Source organism: Loktanella atrilutea (genome assembly GCF_900128995.1).
GTDB classification, from domain to species: domain Bacteria; phylum Pseudomonadota; class Alphaproteobacteria; order Rhodobacterales; family Rhodobacteraceae; genus Loktanella; species Loktanella atrilutea.
In genome coordinates, this window is record NZ_FQUE01000017.1 from 22,798 (window position 1) to 38,213 (window position 15,416).

At 59.3% G+C, this 15,416-nt stretch carries 11 protein-coding genes and 4 pseudogenes; 11 read left to right on the plus strand and 4 right to left on the minus strand.

All coding sequences use genetic code 11. The annotated features are described in order from the left end of the window. Positions 1–580 precede the first annotated feature (580 nt). The 8 genes and pseudogenes from BUA54_RS18815 to BUA54_RS18850 all read left to right on the plus strand — a co-directional run. Positions 581–775, plus strand: a pseudogene (locus BUA54_RS18815) (transposase domain-containing protein); the annotation flags it as partial. A 265-nt stretch (positions 776–1,040) separates the two neighbouring features. Further along, on the plus strand, positions 1,041–2,156 hold the full coding sequence (locus BUA54_RS18820) for an acyltransferase family protein (protein ID WP_072858801.1): 1,116 nt from the start codon (positions 1,041–1,043) through the stop codon (positions 2,154–2,156). Positions 2,157–2,300: 144 nt separating this feature from the next. Further along, positions 2,301–3,069, plus strand: a protein-coding gene (locus BUA54_RS18825) for an IS5 family transposase (RefSeq protein WP_425434987.1) whose coding sequence is annotated in 2 segments (ribosomal slippage) — positions 2,301–2,330 and positions 2,332–3,069 — 768 coding nt in all. Because the reading frame shifts where the segments join, the coding sequence is not laid out codon by codon here. 92 nt (positions 3,070–3,161) lie between these two features. Next, positions 3,162–4,769: a VPLPA-CTERM-specific exosortase XrtD gene (gene xrtD / locus BUA54_RS18830; RefSeq protein ID WP_072858803.1), complete on the plus strand. Its 1,608-nt coding sequence runs from the start codon at positions 3,162–3,164 to the stop codon at positions 4,767–4,769. Between the two features lie 41 nt (positions 4,770–4,810). After that, positions 4,811–5,461, plus strand: a complete 651-nt coding sequence (locus BUA54_RS18835) for a rhomboid family intramembrane serine protease (protein WP_084114641.1) — start codon at positions 4,811–4,813, stop codon at positions 5,459–5,461. A gap of 699 nt (positions 5,462–6,160) precedes the next feature. Further along, positions 6,161–6,847, plus strand: a complete 687-nt coding sequence (locus BUA54_RS18840) for a ParA family protein (RefSeq protein ID WP_072858805.1) — start codon at positions 6,161–6,163, stop codon at positions 6,845–6,847. After that, complete coding sequence (locus tag BUA54_RS18845) at positions 6,847–7,215, plus strand: hypothetical protein (RefSeq protein WP_072858806.1); 369 nt, start codon at positions 6,847–6,849, stop codon at positions 7,213–7,215. Before BUA54_RS18840 ends, BUA54_RS18845 begins: the two co-directional genes overlap by 1 nt. Before the next feature lie 100 nt (positions 7,216–7,315). Beyond that, positions 7,316–8,527 carry a glycosyltransferase family 4 protein gene (locus BUA54_RS18850; protein ID WP_072858807.1) on the plus strand — a complete coding sequence of 404 codons (1,212 nt, stop codon included), beginning with the start codon at positions 7,316–7,318 and terminating at the stop codon, positions 8,525–8,527. Here the strand turns inward: BUA54_RS18850 and BUA54_RS18855 are convergent. The 4 genes and pseudogenes from BUA54_RS18855 to BUA54_RS18870 form a co-directional block, all read right to left on the minus strand. Then, a complete protein-coding gene (locus BUA54_RS18855) occupies positions 8,521–9,780 on the minus strand; it encodes a porin family protein (RefSeq protein ID WP_143155525.1) in 1,260 nt (419 codons plus the stop codon). The two genes, BUA54_RS18850 and BUA54_RS18855, sit on opposite strands and share 7 nt — an antisense overlap. 73 nt (positions 9,781–9,853) lie before the next feature. Continuing rightward, the gene (locus BUA54_RS18860; protein WP_245810800.1) at positions 9,854–10,531 is read right to left on the minus strand and encodes a polysaccharide biosynthesis/export family protein; all 678 of its coding nucleotides are present in this window, start codon (positions 10,529–10,531) and stop codon (positions 9,854–9,856) included. Between the two features lie 157 nt (positions 10,532–10,688). Then, positions 10,689–13,154 (minus strand): tetratricopeptide repeat protein, encoded by a 2,466-nt coding sequence (locus BUA54_RS18865; protein ID WP_072858809.1) that lies wholly within the window; start codon positions 13,152–13,154, stop codon positions 10,689–10,691. A 60-nt stretch (positions 13,155–13,214) separates the two neighbouring features. Then, positions 13,215–13,565: pseudogene (locus tag BUA54_RS18870) on the minus strand (sugar transferase); the annotation flags it as partial. A 71-nt stretch (positions 13,566–13,636) separates the two neighbouring features. Between BUA54_RS18870 and BUA54_RS18875 the strand changes: the two are divergent. From BUA54_RS18875 to istA, 3 genes and pseudogenes are all read left to right on the plus strand, one after another. Next, positions 13,637–13,873, plus strand: a pseudogene (locus BUA54_RS18875) (transposase); the annotation flags it as partial. 220 nt (positions 13,874–14,093) lie between these two features. Next, on the plus strand, positions 14,094–14,615 hold the full coding sequence (locus BUA54_RS18880; RefSeq protein ID WP_245810801.1) for an IS110 family transposase: 522 nt from the start codon (positions 14,094–14,096) through the stop codon (positions 14,613–14,615). Between the two features lie 73 nt (positions 14,616–14,688). Beyond that, positions 14,689–15,416: pseudogene (istA, locus tag BUA54_RS18885) on the plus strand (IS21 family transposase); the annotation flags it as partial.

Sequence of the window (15,416 nt, forward strand, 5' to 3'; positions counted from 1 at the left end):
GCGTAGTCAGCACTCCATGACACCACTCCCTGGGTGGTTTGGAGGTGGATTTGATCACTTCGATGTCCAAAAAACGACCAAACGAAGGAGAGTGGAGCTACCTTTGCGCCAACTTCATACTTTGCACCAAGGAAAGCAAAGGTCGCATTGGCGCGGAAACTCGCAGTGACGCCGGATGCGATGAGGCGCACGAATACGCCTTTCAGGGAGGCAGCGATGGCGTAACGCAGCCAACGATAAGAATATGTCGCTGATCTTCAGCATGACGGAATGCGTCCCGCCGGGACGCGCAGCGAGGGTGAGATCGCTCCAGGGCATGCGGCACACGGACCGCGCACACCACTTCGATTCATCCGAACCTGAACGCAAACATGCGGCGTCCTCAGCGACGACCGCGGAGAGAACCCAAGAGCCCGGCACGCATGATGAACCGCAAAAAGGTCAGCACTTGACGAGGGCGATTAGAGAACCCCGGGGCACAGGGGAATCACGTTTGGAACTGAAGGCGTGAACGGTGGCTCTTGCCTGTAAGGGCGAGATGGATTCTGAATTGGAGATTGCGTTCACGGAGTCCTCATCGATCGGGCGGAAGAACTATCTGTTCGTGGGCTCTCAAGCTGGAGGCCGTGCCGCCGCCATCGCCTATACCCTGATCGAGACCGCAAAGCTGAATGACGTCGATCCGCAAGCCTGGCTCGCCGATACGCTTGCCCGCATTCCAGACTACAAGATTACCCGCGTCGATGACCTCTTGCCGTGGAAAACCCGCCGGTAACGCAGTCAGACCGGACGCTTACATTGCAAACGATCACAACGTTGATACATGAGAGCCTAGGGCAAGAACGGGTCGCGGCGGGTCTCGAGCCTGCGGTGTTGATGGATGCCCTGCTTTGGAGTCATGAACCTTACCATCGGTTCGTACGTGGCTGCCCTGTCATCTTGCGGCAAGTGGGCGATTTTGCGAATTTGTCTTGCTTGATCGTTATGCCACGGTCAGGACATACCACGGTCAGGAAGGCTGCGGTAAGAAAGGGTGCGGGATGATATATCTGGGAATGCGCGCCAAAGGGCGGGACAACAATCTGAACTTGATCCGCATGCTGGCCGCCACGGCAGTTTTGGTATCACATGCGGTGCCTCTTACTGCGGGTCCGGATGCAATCGAACCACTGACGGCCGCAACCGATTATTCGCTTGGATCGCTGTCGGTCATGTTGTTTTTCGTGATTTCCGGATTCCTCATCACCGCAAGTTTTGAACGCAGCTCTTCACGCATGAGCTTCGTTCTGGCACGGGGGTTGCGCCTGTTTCCGGGGCTCGTGGTCAATCTGCTTCTGGTGGCGTTTTTGTTGGGACCTGTAGTAACCAGCCTGCCGGTCGGTGACTACCTTGCTCAATCCGCCCCTTATGCCTTCGTCATTCGGGATGTTCTTCTGTTCCCTCTGGTTTACGTCCTGCCGGGTGTCTTTGTCGATCAGCCCTTTCCCTCTGTCGTCGGGTCGATCTGGACTCTTCGCCATGAGGTGATGTGTTACGCTGCGGTATTTTTAGCCGGGGTGCTGGGGCTCTGGCAGACTCGGCAGAAGGCTGCGCTGACATTAGGCTTCTATGTGCTGGTGTGGGGATGGGTAGCGCTTGCTGCACCCACACTGCACCCCTTGGTCAGGGGTCTTCTGGGGCTGTCGATGCCATTCGCGATAGGAGTCGCCTTCTACATCTGGCGCGACAGGCTGCCTTTGTCGCCGGTCGGTGTGGCGCTCACAATCGGTCTGGCTTGGCTGTTGCAGGACAGTGTTGCCTATCCGGCCGCCGTCGCCTTAGCGATCGGCTATTCTACGTTCTGGGTAGCATATGTTCCGGGCGGGGCGATACGCGCCTATAACCGGTTGGGCGACTATTCCTACGGGATATACATCTACGCCTTTCCCTTGCAGGGGGCTGCAGTATGGGCTTTCGGTCCGCAGAGCGCGTTCGAGAACGTCATGTATTCGCTGCCGCCGACCCTGCTACTGTCCATGCTTTCCTGGCACCTGATCGAATCTCCGGCCATGCATGCCAAAGCGGCCATTCTGACCCGGTTAAGATCTCGCTCTCGCGTGACCGCCACGCCGGTCGCGGGGGATAGCCGCCTCTTCAAGACGTCTCGTAAGGGTTGAACCCCTTACTGCGACCTGTCGACAGTAAGGCAATCACATTCGAGCCGACACACAAATGCTATTAGGCAGCACACCCATAAAATACTTATCAAACACATGATCTTGTGATTTATTTCCTGAAAGCCACCAGTTGGGAGCAGGGCAATGGCGCGGTCGGATATGAGCGATTTGGAGTAGGAGTTTATTAAGGTCGTCCTGCCCGACAAAAATTCGCGGCAAAAAGCGCGTGGATGATCGGCGCGTTATCAACGGTATCTTTTACGTCCTGCGCACGGGCATTCCCTGGGCGGATTTGCCGAGCGAATACGGCCCGCCGACCACGGTCGACAACCGCTTCAACCGGTGGGGCTATGCTGGCCATTGGGACCGGATCATGGAGGCGATCGCCGAAGTTCACAACGTGGACACCGTCATGGTGGACGGCACATCGATCCGCGCGCACCACGCATCAACCACGTTAAAAAAAGACCCTCGCCGCTGTTTAGGTCGCTCTCGGGGCGGATTAAGCACGAAGATTCATGCGGTTACAAACCAAAATGGGTTGCCGATCCGGTACGAGTTAACGCTCGGGCAAGCCCATGACACCCCGCCCTGCAAGCAACTTTTGGACAACCTGCAGCCTGGCCAATATGTGCTCGCAGACAAAGCCTATGACGCCGACTGGATCAGAGACATGATCTGGGAACAAGGTGCCATCGCCGTGATCCCGCCCAAAGCCAATCGAAAAAGACCCGCCGAATTCGACCCCGTCCTCTACAAAGAACGCAACAAGATCGAGCGGTTCTTCGGCAGGCTCAAAGCCTCCTTCCGCCGCATCGCAACCCGATATGAGAAGACATCACGCAACTTCTTGTCGATGATCAAACTCGCGTCCGTCAAGCTATGGATCGAGTTTTATGAGTTCGCTGCCTAGATACTTGCCACCTATATTGCTAAAAGAAGCCGCAATGTAGGTATACCAACCTCAGACGTGCATCCATTGCATCCAGGAGACTGTTCCACCCGATGTCTGATACTGACAGTATGCGCCGGCTTGCCCTGACAAGGGCACAGTCTTTCAATCCGATCGGCCTGCTGCTGTTTGTCGCCCTTCTGGCTTTTGCACTACCTGTTTTCTGGCTCGGCTTCCAGTTGCTGGTGGCGGCCTGGATGACGCCGGAATACAGCCATGGTCCGCTGATTCCGCTGATCTCGCTTTATTTATTCCTGCGTGAATTGCGGCACGGCCCACAACAACCCGTTGCGGGTCCCGTCAACCGGATACCGGGCATCATAGTGATTGTACTGGGTCTTGTTTTGGGCATTTTCGGCAATCTGGTCCAGATCCCGGACATCGTGGCCTATGCCTTTATCGTCTGGGTCGGTGGGGTCGTGCTGACAGGCTTTGGCTGGGCGCGCGGGCGCACCCATCAACTCCCGGTGCTACATCTGGTCTTCATGCTGCCACTGCCCCAGTTCATCTACTGGAAACTGACGATCTTCCTGCAGCTCGTCTCGTCGGAACTTGGCGTCTGGTTTATCCAGATGGCGGGCATCCCCGTCTTCCTCGAAGGCAATGTCATCGACCTCGGCATCTACAAGCTGCAGGTGGCCGAGGCCTGTTCGGGCCTGCGTTATCTGTTCCCGATCCTGTCGTTCAGCTATCTGTTTGCGATCCTGTATCGCGGGCCGTTCTGGCACAAGGTCGTTATGTTCCTGATGGCAGCGCCACTGACCATCTTCATGAACTCGTTCCGGATCGGCATGATCGGCGTGCTGGTCAACAGCTACGGCATCGGCCAGGCTGAAGGCTTCCTACACTTCTTCGAAGGCTGGGTGATCTTCGGTGCCTGTATCGCGATTCTGTTCCTGACGGCCGTGCTGCTGCAACGCCTGACCCCCAGCCCACTGGGCCTGCGCGACACCATCGACATGGACTTCGACGGGTTGGGCGCACAAGCTGGGCGCATCCTGTCCATGGCCCCGTCCCGCGGCGTGATCGCGGCGATCGTAATCACGCTCACGGTCTCGGCCCTGTTCATCTTGACGCCGCCGCCGGACCGGGTCATGCCCGACCGCGACCGCTTTTCCATGTTCCCGCGCGAAGTTGCGGGCTGGAATTCCTACATCATCCCGCTGGAGCCCGACGTGGAACTGGTGCTGAAGGCGTCGGACTACATCAACGCGGTCTATACCAACCCGGCTGCACCAGATACCTACGTGAATTTCTTCTCGGCCTACTATGACAAGCAGACCGAAGGGGCCGGCATCCATTCGCCAGAGGTCTGCCTCCCCGTCGGCGGGTGGGAGATCTTTTCGATCGACCAGTCGCCGGTGTCCTTCCCGGACACGGTCTACGGCACCTTTGAGGTGAACCGCGCCGTGATCGAAAAGGGCCTGACGCGGCAGCTGGTCTATTACTGGTTCGAACAGCGCGGCACGCGGATGACCAACGACTACATGGCCAAGATCGACGTGGTCTACGACAGCCTGACCAGAGGGCGCACGGACGGCGCGCTGGTTCGCTTTGTCACGCCGATCGCCGCAGGCGAAGACGAGGCGGCCGCCGATGCCCGTCTGCAAGGTTTCATGGCGGACCTGCTGCCCCGGCTGCCCCGGTTCATTCCCGAATAGCATCTTGTCACCGTGGCCTCGGTGGGGCCACAACGGGTGCCATGACGATACCCCCCTCCCCTGCCCCGGTGCGGGCCTTGACCGCACCGGTCTGGGTCCTGTTGACGCTCTGCATCCTGCCAGAGCTGGTCTTTCAGCTAAACGACCACGGTATGGTGGGGCCTGCGAGACTGCGCGAAATGGCGTTCAGCCTGGGATCGTTCCAGTCTGATCTGGTCAACAGCAGGCTAAGCCGCTTTCCGGGGCAGTCCTTTACGATGTTCATGACCTACATGTTTCTGCACACCGGCCTGTCGCATCTGGTGGTGAACATGATCGGGCTGCTCTGGCTCTGGCGTCTGGTAACGGGAACCCGGTCGGCCGGCGACGCCGCCTTGTTCTTCGTCATGGCGGGGGTCGGCGCGGCCATGATCTTCGACATTCTGGGGAGCCCGCATACGGCCATGGTCGGCGCATCGGGGGCGCTGTTCGGTCTGCTGGGAGTCTACGGCGTGGACAGTCGACTGTTCTGGTCGGACACGCGCCACACACGTCTGGCCCAGCGTCTTTTGCGTCTGGTCGTGATCGCAGTAATCCTGATCGCGTCGGATCTCGTCAGTCGGGTTGCCACCGGCACCAGTGTCGCCTGGCAGGCCCACACGGGCGGTTTCCTGACCGGTGCCTTCGCAGCAATGATCTGGCCTTACAGATAGATAAACTTTGCGGCAGTCTTCCCACAGCTCCCCCTGTCTCGGCTTATTTCAGCCGCACTTGCGTGGCCTTCTGATTCGACCGTTCCGCGCATCTAACATCGGAAGGAGTCGATATGATCATCGCAAGCATGTTGGGAGGTGTGACCGGAGTCGTCGCCTTCATTCTGATCGGCCTGTGGTGTGGCGTCAGCCTGCCGGTTTGATGGCGCTCTATATCATCGGCAGAGCCGTCAGTTTCGTCATCACCCTGCTGGTCGCGATGCGAACGCAGAGGATACTGACTGATCCGTTCCTTATCCCCTGACACAAGAACACAGTTCACCCGGACGGATTTCCGACCTTTAATACAGAAATTATGAACCACAGCTATCGGTTAACTACTAAATATCGGATAGCTGAAAGCTATTAGATAGCCGCAAGCTATTAGATAGCTGCAAGCTATTAGATATCTACATAATATTGGATAGCTTACAGCTAAATATCATATCTTGAGGATATCACTAAGCTAGCACAGAACATATGACACTGCTTTGCCCTATCTCGGTCGATCGCTCTCCGATAGAAATCCGGAAGCGTACAGCGATCTATCGGAAAGCTATCTGGTCGCTACCAGTTTACACACACAGCACATCTTGTTAGCAATATATGGTGGTCTGCCAGCCGCCATATGATCAATATGTGCCTCGGAAAGGATAGACTGTGCCCGTCATCACCTTCGCTAACCCCAAGGGCGGGGCCGGCAAAACGACCGCCGCATTGCTGCTGGCGTCCGAACTCGCGGCCCGCAAGGCCGACATCGTCATCATTGACGCAGACCCCGAACGCTGGATTTCTCAATGGGCGGCGCTGCCGGGCAAGCCCGACAACATTCGCATCATCACCGACGTGACCGAAGACGGCATCGTCGAGCAGATCGACACCGCCGCGGCGCGCACGCAATTTGTCATTATTGACCTAGAAGGCACCGCCAGCCTGATGGTTGCTAATGCTATTGGAATGTCAGACCTTGTCGTGATCCCGACCCAGGGCGGATCGATGGACGCCAAGGGTGCCGCCAAAACAATCCGCCTAATCCGCAACCAAGAACGCATGGCGCGCCGGCCCATTGCGCACGGTGTGCTGATGACTCGGACCAGCGCCGCCGTTGCGTCCCGATCCTACAAGAACGTGCGCCAGCAACTGGCCGAGGCTGGCATCCCCGTCTTCGCCACGCCTATCGTCGAACGTGCGGCTTACCGCGATATCTTCGACTATGGTGGGCTGCTACGTGATTTGCCCACGGCGCAGGTGTCCAATCTGGAAAACGCCCACAAGAATGCGCAGGCCTTTACTGCCGAGGTGCTAACGCAACTGAAGGCCAGTCTGCAACAGCGGGGGGCCGCGTGATGGAACGCAAGCGCGCCGCCCTGGGCTTTGTCAATGATTTGGACGATTTCAATCCGACCGAATGGGCCGTGGGCGCACCGGCTCGGACCCCGCCCGAGGCGCAGGCCAGCCGCAAGGCGGCCGAGGACCTAGGGTTCCGCAGCCGCGAGGTCGCGTCATTACCCGCCGATACCGCCGGCGGGGCAGGGGGAGCGAAGCCGGTCCGCAGGCGCCGCACCGGGCGCAACGCTCAGTTCAACCTCAAGGCCCGGCCGGACACGATCGAAGATTTCTGCGCCGTCGCCGATGCCAATGGCTGGGGTCTAGGCGAAACGCTGGAATACGCGGTCAGCCTGCTGCAGCGCGAATACGGTAAGTCGTCTGCCTAAAGGCAGGGCAGAGGAGGAAGTGCCTTACCTTCGTCGCAGTTTTGTCTTGTCATCCGGATAAGCATCGGATCAGAAGACCTTTTAGCTGTCCTGGATCTGCATGACCGACCGTACCAAGCGCCACATTCTGATCGTCGTTGAAAACCTGCCCGTTCCGTTGGACCGTCGTGTCTGGCTGGAAGCCACCACGCTGAAGCAGGCCGGCTACGACGTTTCCGTCATCTGCCCAATGGGGCGCGGCTGGACCGCGCGCCATGAGGTGATAGAAGGCGTGCACATCCACCGCCACACCGAGCCGCCGGAGGCGCATTCCGGTGCAGTGGCCTATGCTCGAGAATATGGCCACGCAATTCGACACTGGTTCCGGCTGGCAGGTGTCGTGTGGAAACGCCGCCCTTTCGACGTGATCCAGGGCTGCAACCCACCAGACCTGATCTTTCTACTAGCGTTATGGTATCGCCTGTGGGGCGTGCGCTACATGTTCGATCATCACGATGTTTGCCCCGAGCTCTTCGAGGCAAAGTTCGGCAAAAAGGGCTTGCTGTATCGCGTCATGCTAATCTGGGAACGTCTGACCTTTGCCACCGCCAGCGTGTCGATGGCCACCAACGGCAGCTTCCGCGACATTGCAATCCGGCGCGGCCAGATGGACCCCGACGACGTCTTCGTCGTCCGATCCGCCCCCCGAATTGAGAATTTTATTCCCGGTCCCGGCAATCCCGACATGCGCAAGGGGGCAGGGACCGTCATGGGATATGTCGGCGTGATCGGTCAACAGGAAGGCATGGACCTGCTGGTCTTGGCCGCCGATCACCTGATCCGCAAACTGGGCCGGACGGATGTGCATTTCCTGATCGTGGGCTTCGGTCCGCATCTGGAAGAGGTACAGCGCGACGTGGCGGCCCACGCGCTCGAGGATCACTTCACCTTTACCGGCGCGCTTTATGGCGAAGATCTGCTGGCGGCACTGAACGTGATTGACATCGGTGTGTCGCCGGATCCTAAAAACGCGATGAACGACATCTCAACCATGAATAAGGTCATGGAATACATGACCCTAGAGAAGCCGGTGGTGCAGTTCGACCTTACCGAAGGTCGCGTGTCCGCGGGCAATGCGGGGCTTTATGCCTGCGCCAACGATCCCATCGATTTCGCCAAAAAGATAGCGCAGCTGATGGACGATCCCAACGGTCGGGCACGCATGGGAGCCATGGGGCGCAAGCGGGTGCTGAACGACCTGTCATGGACTCATACGGAACCGCAGCTGCTGGCCGCATACGACCGGATTTACGCCAAGATGGGGCGTCAGTAGCGCGTCACAAAAGTCCGACGCAGTTCCACGAAGACTGTGTTGGACTGCGCAGTGTCGCCGGGCGTGTCGTCAACACTGCGATAGCGATAGCCCGCCTGCGCGGCCCAGTCCTCGGTCAGTGCGCGGCTTACACTCGCCTGAAGGCCGGCGCTGAGCGATGTGGCATCGGACCCGACATCCTTGGCCTGCGCCAGATCGAAGCCGATCTGCAGCGAGGTCAGGGGCGTCAGCGCCCGATCGTAGCTGCCGGACACCTGCGTCGTCACCTGCGACGTATCCTGTTCGTTCAGAGACGACACCTGTCGCGACAGATCGAAGCTCAGGCTGCCGTTTGGCAGCTCGCGACGGGCGCCGAGTTGGGCGGTCAGCAGGATCTGGTCGTCAAAGGTGCGGGTCACGCCGACATTTCCTGACACGGCCCCCGCAGGCAGAGCCAGGCTACGCCCGAAGGACAGGCTGTATTCCTGCCCCTCATTCAGATCGGTGATAGCGACGCCCGCCGTAAGTGGACCAAGGGGGCGGTCGATGCTGATCCCGGTGCTGAGGGTCAGGGTCTCGCTCCGGTCGGCGGCTTGGGGGGTTTCGAAGATGCTGTAGCGCAAGCTGGTCCGCAACTGCGCGGCCTTGGTTAGATCGAAGGACGCTGTGCCGTCCAACGTTAGCCGGCTATTATCCTCCAGCCCAGTGCCGTCCAGCCCCGTGGCGGTGCCGCCGGTATATATGTTGTCGACGTAGGTCGCCCCGATCCCGTAAGTCGCACGCGTGGTCTGACCCCAGGTCAGACTGCCTGATACGGTCGTGGCGCGCCGGGTCGCATCGCCGGTAATGAAACCGGTTAGGCCCGTGAAGGGATCGAAAACGGCTACATCCTGCTGCGACAAATCGTTGCTTTGGACGCTGGCCGACAGATTCAAGGTCGCATTTGCGCTGCTGCGGTCATAGCTAGTAGACAGACGCGGCGATGCGATGGTGACATCGGTGCCCGCCGCGGCGCGCCGTACGTCGGCGGCAGCGTCGATCGCAAAGGATGATGCGGGCGTGGCCGTCAACAGACCGAAGGTCAGCCCCGCATAGGGCGTCACGCGCGCCTTCGGTCCGGTGTCCGTAAATTCGACGTTGTCCGTCGCCTCGACGCCCAAGGCTGCACCGAAGGTCAACTGGATGCCGCCCGTCTCATAGGTTTGACCGGTCATCACCGTCGGGACGGCCGCGGCGCATATCGCCACAACACAGGCAGGGCGGAGAGATGTCACGCAATCATCCTTGTCTTCAACGTCGGACTGTCTAGGGGTACCTTGCCTCGCGACCCGGAAGCCCCGACAGGGTTCATTCGAACAGGTGGCGCTGCGGCACGACGATAACATCGCCGTCCGCCAGCGTGGACCGCCCGGCCGAGATCACGCCGGCCTCGATTGCCGGATAGTTCAGGGTATAGACCTGCTCGATGCCGCGGGCATCGGCGCGACGCAGTTGCACGCGCTTGGTCGCCGCGAACTTGGTGAACCCGCCCATGATGGCGAACATCTGCAAAACGGTGGTGCCGGGGGCGACGTCGATCTTGCCCAGCTTGTTGGCTTCGCCCACTATATAGACGGAAATGACCGGGTCCTCGGCCGGGGGGGCCGGCGGAGCTTGCACAATGGGGCGCACCTCACGCTCGGCCAGCTTCTCGAGCGACACGAACACCGTCGGAGGTGCGGCAAAGCTGGGTGCCAGCCGCCCGACCAGATCGCCCTGCACCGCATCAATTGTGCGGCCTGAGACGCTGAGGGTGCCGGCTTGGGGGAAGCTGATGCGCCCGTCGGGGGCGACCAGTACGTTGCGGTTCAGACTGGGGTCCTCCAGCACCTCGACCCGCAGCGTGTCCCCGGCGCGCAGACCATAGGTCTGCTGCGCGGCAAGGGGGCCTGCACCAAAGACCGTAACCAAGGTCAGGCACAGCCCGATCATCAAGGCCAGCAGGCAGCGCGGGTCGGTGTGGGACGGCTTTGTCATGTCGGTCATCTCGATATCTCCCGGGATGGGCAGCTTATAAAGCTTCAAGTCTGTCTAAGCGCATGCCTTATGAGGACCAACGGAAAAATGGTCTGGTCCGTTTATGCACGCGACGAGCCCAGCAGTAGTGCCAGACTTGCAACATTCTCAAGTGCTCGTGCCGCCGTCAGGGATTCTGCGGGGCAGCGTTGGCTAAGCCGGCAAGCGTATCCCTGGCCGTCTGGAACTGGGGCAGGGTGCGACCTGCCGACAGCTCGACGGCGCGGGTTAGCACAGTCCGGGCCTGTTTGGTCTGGCCCTTGGCGGCATAGGCCAAGCCCAGATGCACCTGCACCAGCGCATCGTCTGGCAGACCATTGGCTGCAAGTTCCAAATAGGGCAGGGCATCGTCGACGTTGCCGCGCTTGAAGGTGATCCAACCATAGGTATCCGCAAAGGCAGGCTCGGTCGTGTCCCGCAGGCGCCGGGAGATGGTGGCGGCCCGCGTCAGGCTCTCGTCGTCGTCGCGGTAGCTGGCGATCATGCTAGCTAGGTTGTTGGCGATGATGATGTTATCGCTGTTCCGGGCGTAAAGATCTTCGTAAACGGCGATGGCTTCGTCGATCCTGTCGGCCTTCTCCAGAATCCCCGCCTTGATCAGCAGCAGCGTGGACGGGTTGTCGACAACGGGCAGGGCCGCCTCGATGACCTGTGCCGCGTCTTCTATCTGGCCGTCAGCCATCATGAGCCCGACAAGGAACTGCGCCGGCAGCTCGCTTTGCGGGAAGCGGGCGACCAAGGCGCGATACTTCTTTTCGGCCGCAGCGATGTCGCCTTCGAGCGAAGACAGGCTGGCGTCGATCATGGCCAAATTGGCATCGTCGGGAGAGGCTGCCAACAGACCGTCGAGGTAGTTGCGCGCCTCGGCGATCTTGCCGGCGCGAATCTGGGTCTGCAGGATTAGAACGACGGCGCGGACACTGGCTGAGTCGGATGAGACGGTGTCTGGAGTGACCTGCGTTTCGAGAATTGCAAGACTGTCGGCTGTGCGATTCTGCCCCTGCAAGATGGCCGCCTGCAGCAGTGGCGCCGCGGTCTGCGCAGCGGGACTGTCAATCTGGCGCAGATCGTCGATGGTGCGCTGTGCCAAGGCAAAATCACGGTTCTTTATGTAGAGATCGGCAAGGCTGGTCAGTACATCGATGTTGTCGGGCGCCTGCCGCCGGGCGTCCTCGAGCACGCTGATCGCTGCCGTTACCTGATCGCGGCTGACCAGAAAGTCGGCGTAAAACAGAGATTCGGCCGGGGCCGCATTAGACACCTGTACCGCCGCTGCAAGACGTTCCCCCGCAAGGGCCATGTCACCGTCGCGCTGGTGGGCCTGCGCCATCAATGTCAGGGTCTGTGAGTCCTGTGGGTTCTGATCCAGCGCCCGACGCAGGGCGACGATAGCATCACCAGTCTTGTCGTCAGAAATCATCCAGCCCGCCTGCAGCTTCAGCGCCTCGACGTTGCTGGAATCCGCCGCTAGGATCGTGGTCACGAGGGTGTCCGCATCGTCACGGTTTCCGGTCTGGTCCAGCATTTTTGCCAGCTCGACCTGTAGCTGCCGCATCTTCTCGCTCTCCGGAGCACCATCCAGGGCTTCACGCATCTGCGCGATTCCAGACTCAGTCGCACCCGTCTTGAAGTCTAGCGCGGCTAGGGCTCCGGCATATAGACGACCGGCTTCCGTTCCCATATTCGCGTCGCGCAGGGCAGTCAGTTCCACGCGGGCCGCATCCGGACCTTGCGTGGCGCGCAGGAATTCCACGACTGTCAGATGGCCATCAGTTTCCCTGCTGTCTATAGGGCCTGCTAGATTGCGCAAATATGCGATAGCACCGTCATTATCGTTCTGGCTGACATACCAACGAACTAGATTCTGACGTACGTCTACATTGTCGGGAAACAGCGTTGACATCTGTTTCAGCTGCTCACCAACCGCGGCCATGTCGGTGCCTTGACTTAGCAACTGCAGCTTAATCATCTGCAGATTCAGGCTCAACGGGTCAGAGGCTAAGGCCGCGTTCACTGCGGCGATTGCCTCCTCGGTACGGTCGCCATTAATCAAGTTGTCCAAGTCGACCCGGATCAGGCTCGCGTTACCTTGAGTCACGCCAGCTGCCCGCTGGGTGGCCAGCAGTGTACGCGCATTCTCCGCAACCGCGTTGGCAGTAACCGCGTCGCCATCCACCATGGCCTTGCGATAGGCCAGCACGATAGCAATCGCTTGAGACCTGGGATCATCCGGGCCTAGGTCGATAGCTGCCTGCCCATGACGTTCCGCCTCAGCCCAGTCACCCCGATCAATCGCGATTTCTGCTAGTTGCTGACGTACCACCAGCGTGTCGGGATATTGCTCGATGAGGCGCAAGAATTGACTGTAAGCTTGCCGCACATCCCCTTGCTTGAGCAACAGATTTGCATAAGTCTGACGCGCCTCGAAATGAAAACCATCAAGATTGAAGACGTTGCGAAATTCAATCATGGCGCGTGACTCATCGCCAGCCGCCAGCAGTGCCAGACCGGACTTATAGTAGTCTTCCGCCCTTTCTTCGCTAGTTTTGCAGCCTGTCAGCATTAGCGTGGCAGACAGGATCATGACAGCCATGGCTGGTCGGGTCGAAAAGGTTATGGTCAATGCATTGCCTGATTTGAAAAGGATGCTGATTCAGCTTACGGCCATCTTACAACTCGAGGGCTGAAAATGCATTAAATATTCCGGTGAGTGGCGTGAACTCAGTATCTCGTTCCACGAAACATAATAATGAACGTGGCAATCAGGATGCGCAAGTCTGTCACGATGGACACGTTCCGAACCTAATCTGTGTCGAGAAACCACACTGGCCAAGAAGCTAGAGGCCCCTGCCACAAAATTAGTCTGGCTGAGCATCATCAAACGGGGGCCGATCGGACTCATGTCTCCCGGCAGCATGTTCTTCCACAACTGAAGTAGCTTATTCAGCGACAGCCGCAGCAGAAAGCGAACGAAAGTCGTAATTCGCGGATTAGCTTTCAGCTTCTGTGTGGTGGTCCATGAATAGCCCCGTTTATCGTGGACGCCTTCTTAGCTAAATCTTAAGCAAGGAGGCCATGATGAGCAGCAACACTTACAGTGACAAATTCAAGCGGGACGCGGTCGCGCAGATCATCGAACGGGGTTACCCGGTCAGGGAGGTTTCCGATCGCCTCGGCGTCAACGCGTATTCGCTCTACGTGTGGAAGAAGAAGTTCGCAAACGTCGTCTCGGGCGATGCATCGAGTGATGCAGAGATCCGGCGTCTGAAGCGGGAACTGGCACGGGTGACGGAGGAGCGCGACATCTTAAAAAACCGTCCTGGGTCGCAGCCCGCCTGTGCGGGGTAGTAACAGCCTGTGCTATGCTGCGTCCGAATGGCAGTTGCCGATGGCTTATTGGAGGGTCAGACCCCGTTAAAAAACGTGGCACATGGACTGATGCGCACTTGAGAGTGGTGACACCGTATCGACGGCGATCCCAATTAGGATGATGACGGACTTGCACGACCCACGCCCCAACGGAGGATAGATCATGGCAAAGGAGTCTACCGGTGGCCACCCGGACCTAAAGATGGTCAATCCCAGCGCGGCCGCGATCGATATCGGATCGAAGATGCACATGGCGGCGGTGAACCCTGACAGCACGGCTATGCCCGTGCGCGCGTTCGGCACCTTCACGCATGACCTGAACGATCTGGCCGTCTGGTTCCGATCCTGCGGCGTGACCAGCGTGGCGATGGCATCCACCGGGGTCTACTGGATCCCGGCCTTCGAGATTCTCGAGCAGCACGGGTTCAACGTGATCCCGGTGAACGCGCGCTACGCCAAAAATGTGCCAGGCCGGAAGACCGACGTCAGCGACGCCGGATGGCTGCGACAGCTTCATTCCTATGGCCTATTGCGCGGCAGTTTCCGTCCCGAGGCCGAGATCGCCACCCTGCAGGCCTACATGCGGCAGCGCGAAAGACTGGTCGAATACGCCGCAGCCCATATTCAGCACATGCAGAAGGTCCTTGTTGATTTCCACCCAGAAGTGACCCGGGTAGCGGCGTAATTTCCATTGAGAATTGACCCATGTGACCCTTCCCCCAGCGGCATGCGTAGCGGGGGACATTGGAGTAATACACATGGGACTTTTGAACATCATCCGACGTATGGCTTTGCGCGAGAAGTTGCCCCTGCGCGAGATCGCGCGTCGCACGGGCATGTCGCGCAACACGATCAAGAAGTATCTGAACGCAGGCACGATCGAGCCGCAGTTCGCTACGCCGGAACGGCATAGCAAGCTCGATCCCTTCGCTGAGAAGTTGGCTGGCTGGCTGAAGACGGAGGCCGTCAAGTCGCGCAAACAGCGGCGGACGCTGAAGCAGATGCATGCGGATCTGGTGGTTCTCGGATTTGACGGGTCCTACAATCGCGTTGCGGCTTTTGCCCGTGACTGGCGGGTTGCGGCTTTTGCCCGTGACTGGCGGGCCGATCGGCAGCGGGATCAGCGAACGACAGGGCGCGGCACCTTCGTGCCCCTGTCGTTTCGTCCGGGCGAGGCATTCCAGTTCGACTGGAGCGAGGATTGCGGTCTTGGGTGGCGAGCGGACGAAGCTGCAAGTTGCCCACATCAAGCTGTCGCACAGCCGGGCCTTTCTGGTCAGGGCCTATCTGCTGCAAACGCACGAGATGCTGTTCGATGCCCACTGGCATGGGTTCCGGGTCTTGGGCGGCGTCCCGGAGCGTGGCATCTACGATAACATGCGCACCGCGGTTGACCGCGTCGGCCGCGGGAAGGACCGGCAGGTCAACATGCGCTTCCTTGCGATGGCAAACCACTACGTGTTCGATCCGGCGTTCTGCAATCCTG

Coding starts and splice junctions, on each gene's coding strand:
- BUA54_RS18865 (WP_072858809.1), bottom strand. CDS start 13,154: ATGGCTGTCATGATCCTGTCTGCCACGCTAATGCTGACAGGCTGCAAA.
- BUA54_RS18850 (WP_072858807.1), top strand. CDS start 7,316: ATGACCGACCGTACCAAGCGCCACATTCTGATCGTCGTTGAAAACCTG.
- BUA54_RS18845 (WP_072858806.1), top strand. CDS start 6,847: ATGGAACGCAAGCGCGCCGCCCTGGGCTTTGTCAATGATTTGGACGAT.
- BUA54_RS18880 (WP_245810801.1), top strand. CDS start 14,094: ATGGCAAAGGAGTCTACCGGTGGCCACCCGGACCTAAAGATGGTCAAT.
- BUA54_RS18835 (WP_084114641.1), top strand. CDS start 4,811: ATGACGATACCCCCCTCCCCTGCCCCGGTGCGGGCCTTGACCGCACCG.
- BUA54_RS18820 (WP_072858801.1), top strand. CDS start 1,041: ATGATATATCTGGGAATGCGCGCCAAAGGGCGGGACAACAATCTGAAC.
- BUA54_RS18860 (WP_245810800.1), bottom strand. CDS start 10,531: ATGACCGACATGACAAAGCCGTCCCACACCGACCCGCGCTGCCTGCTG.
- xrtD (WP_072858803.1), top strand. CDS start 3,162: ATGTCTGATACTGACAGTATGCGCCGGCTTGCCCTGACAAGGGCACAG.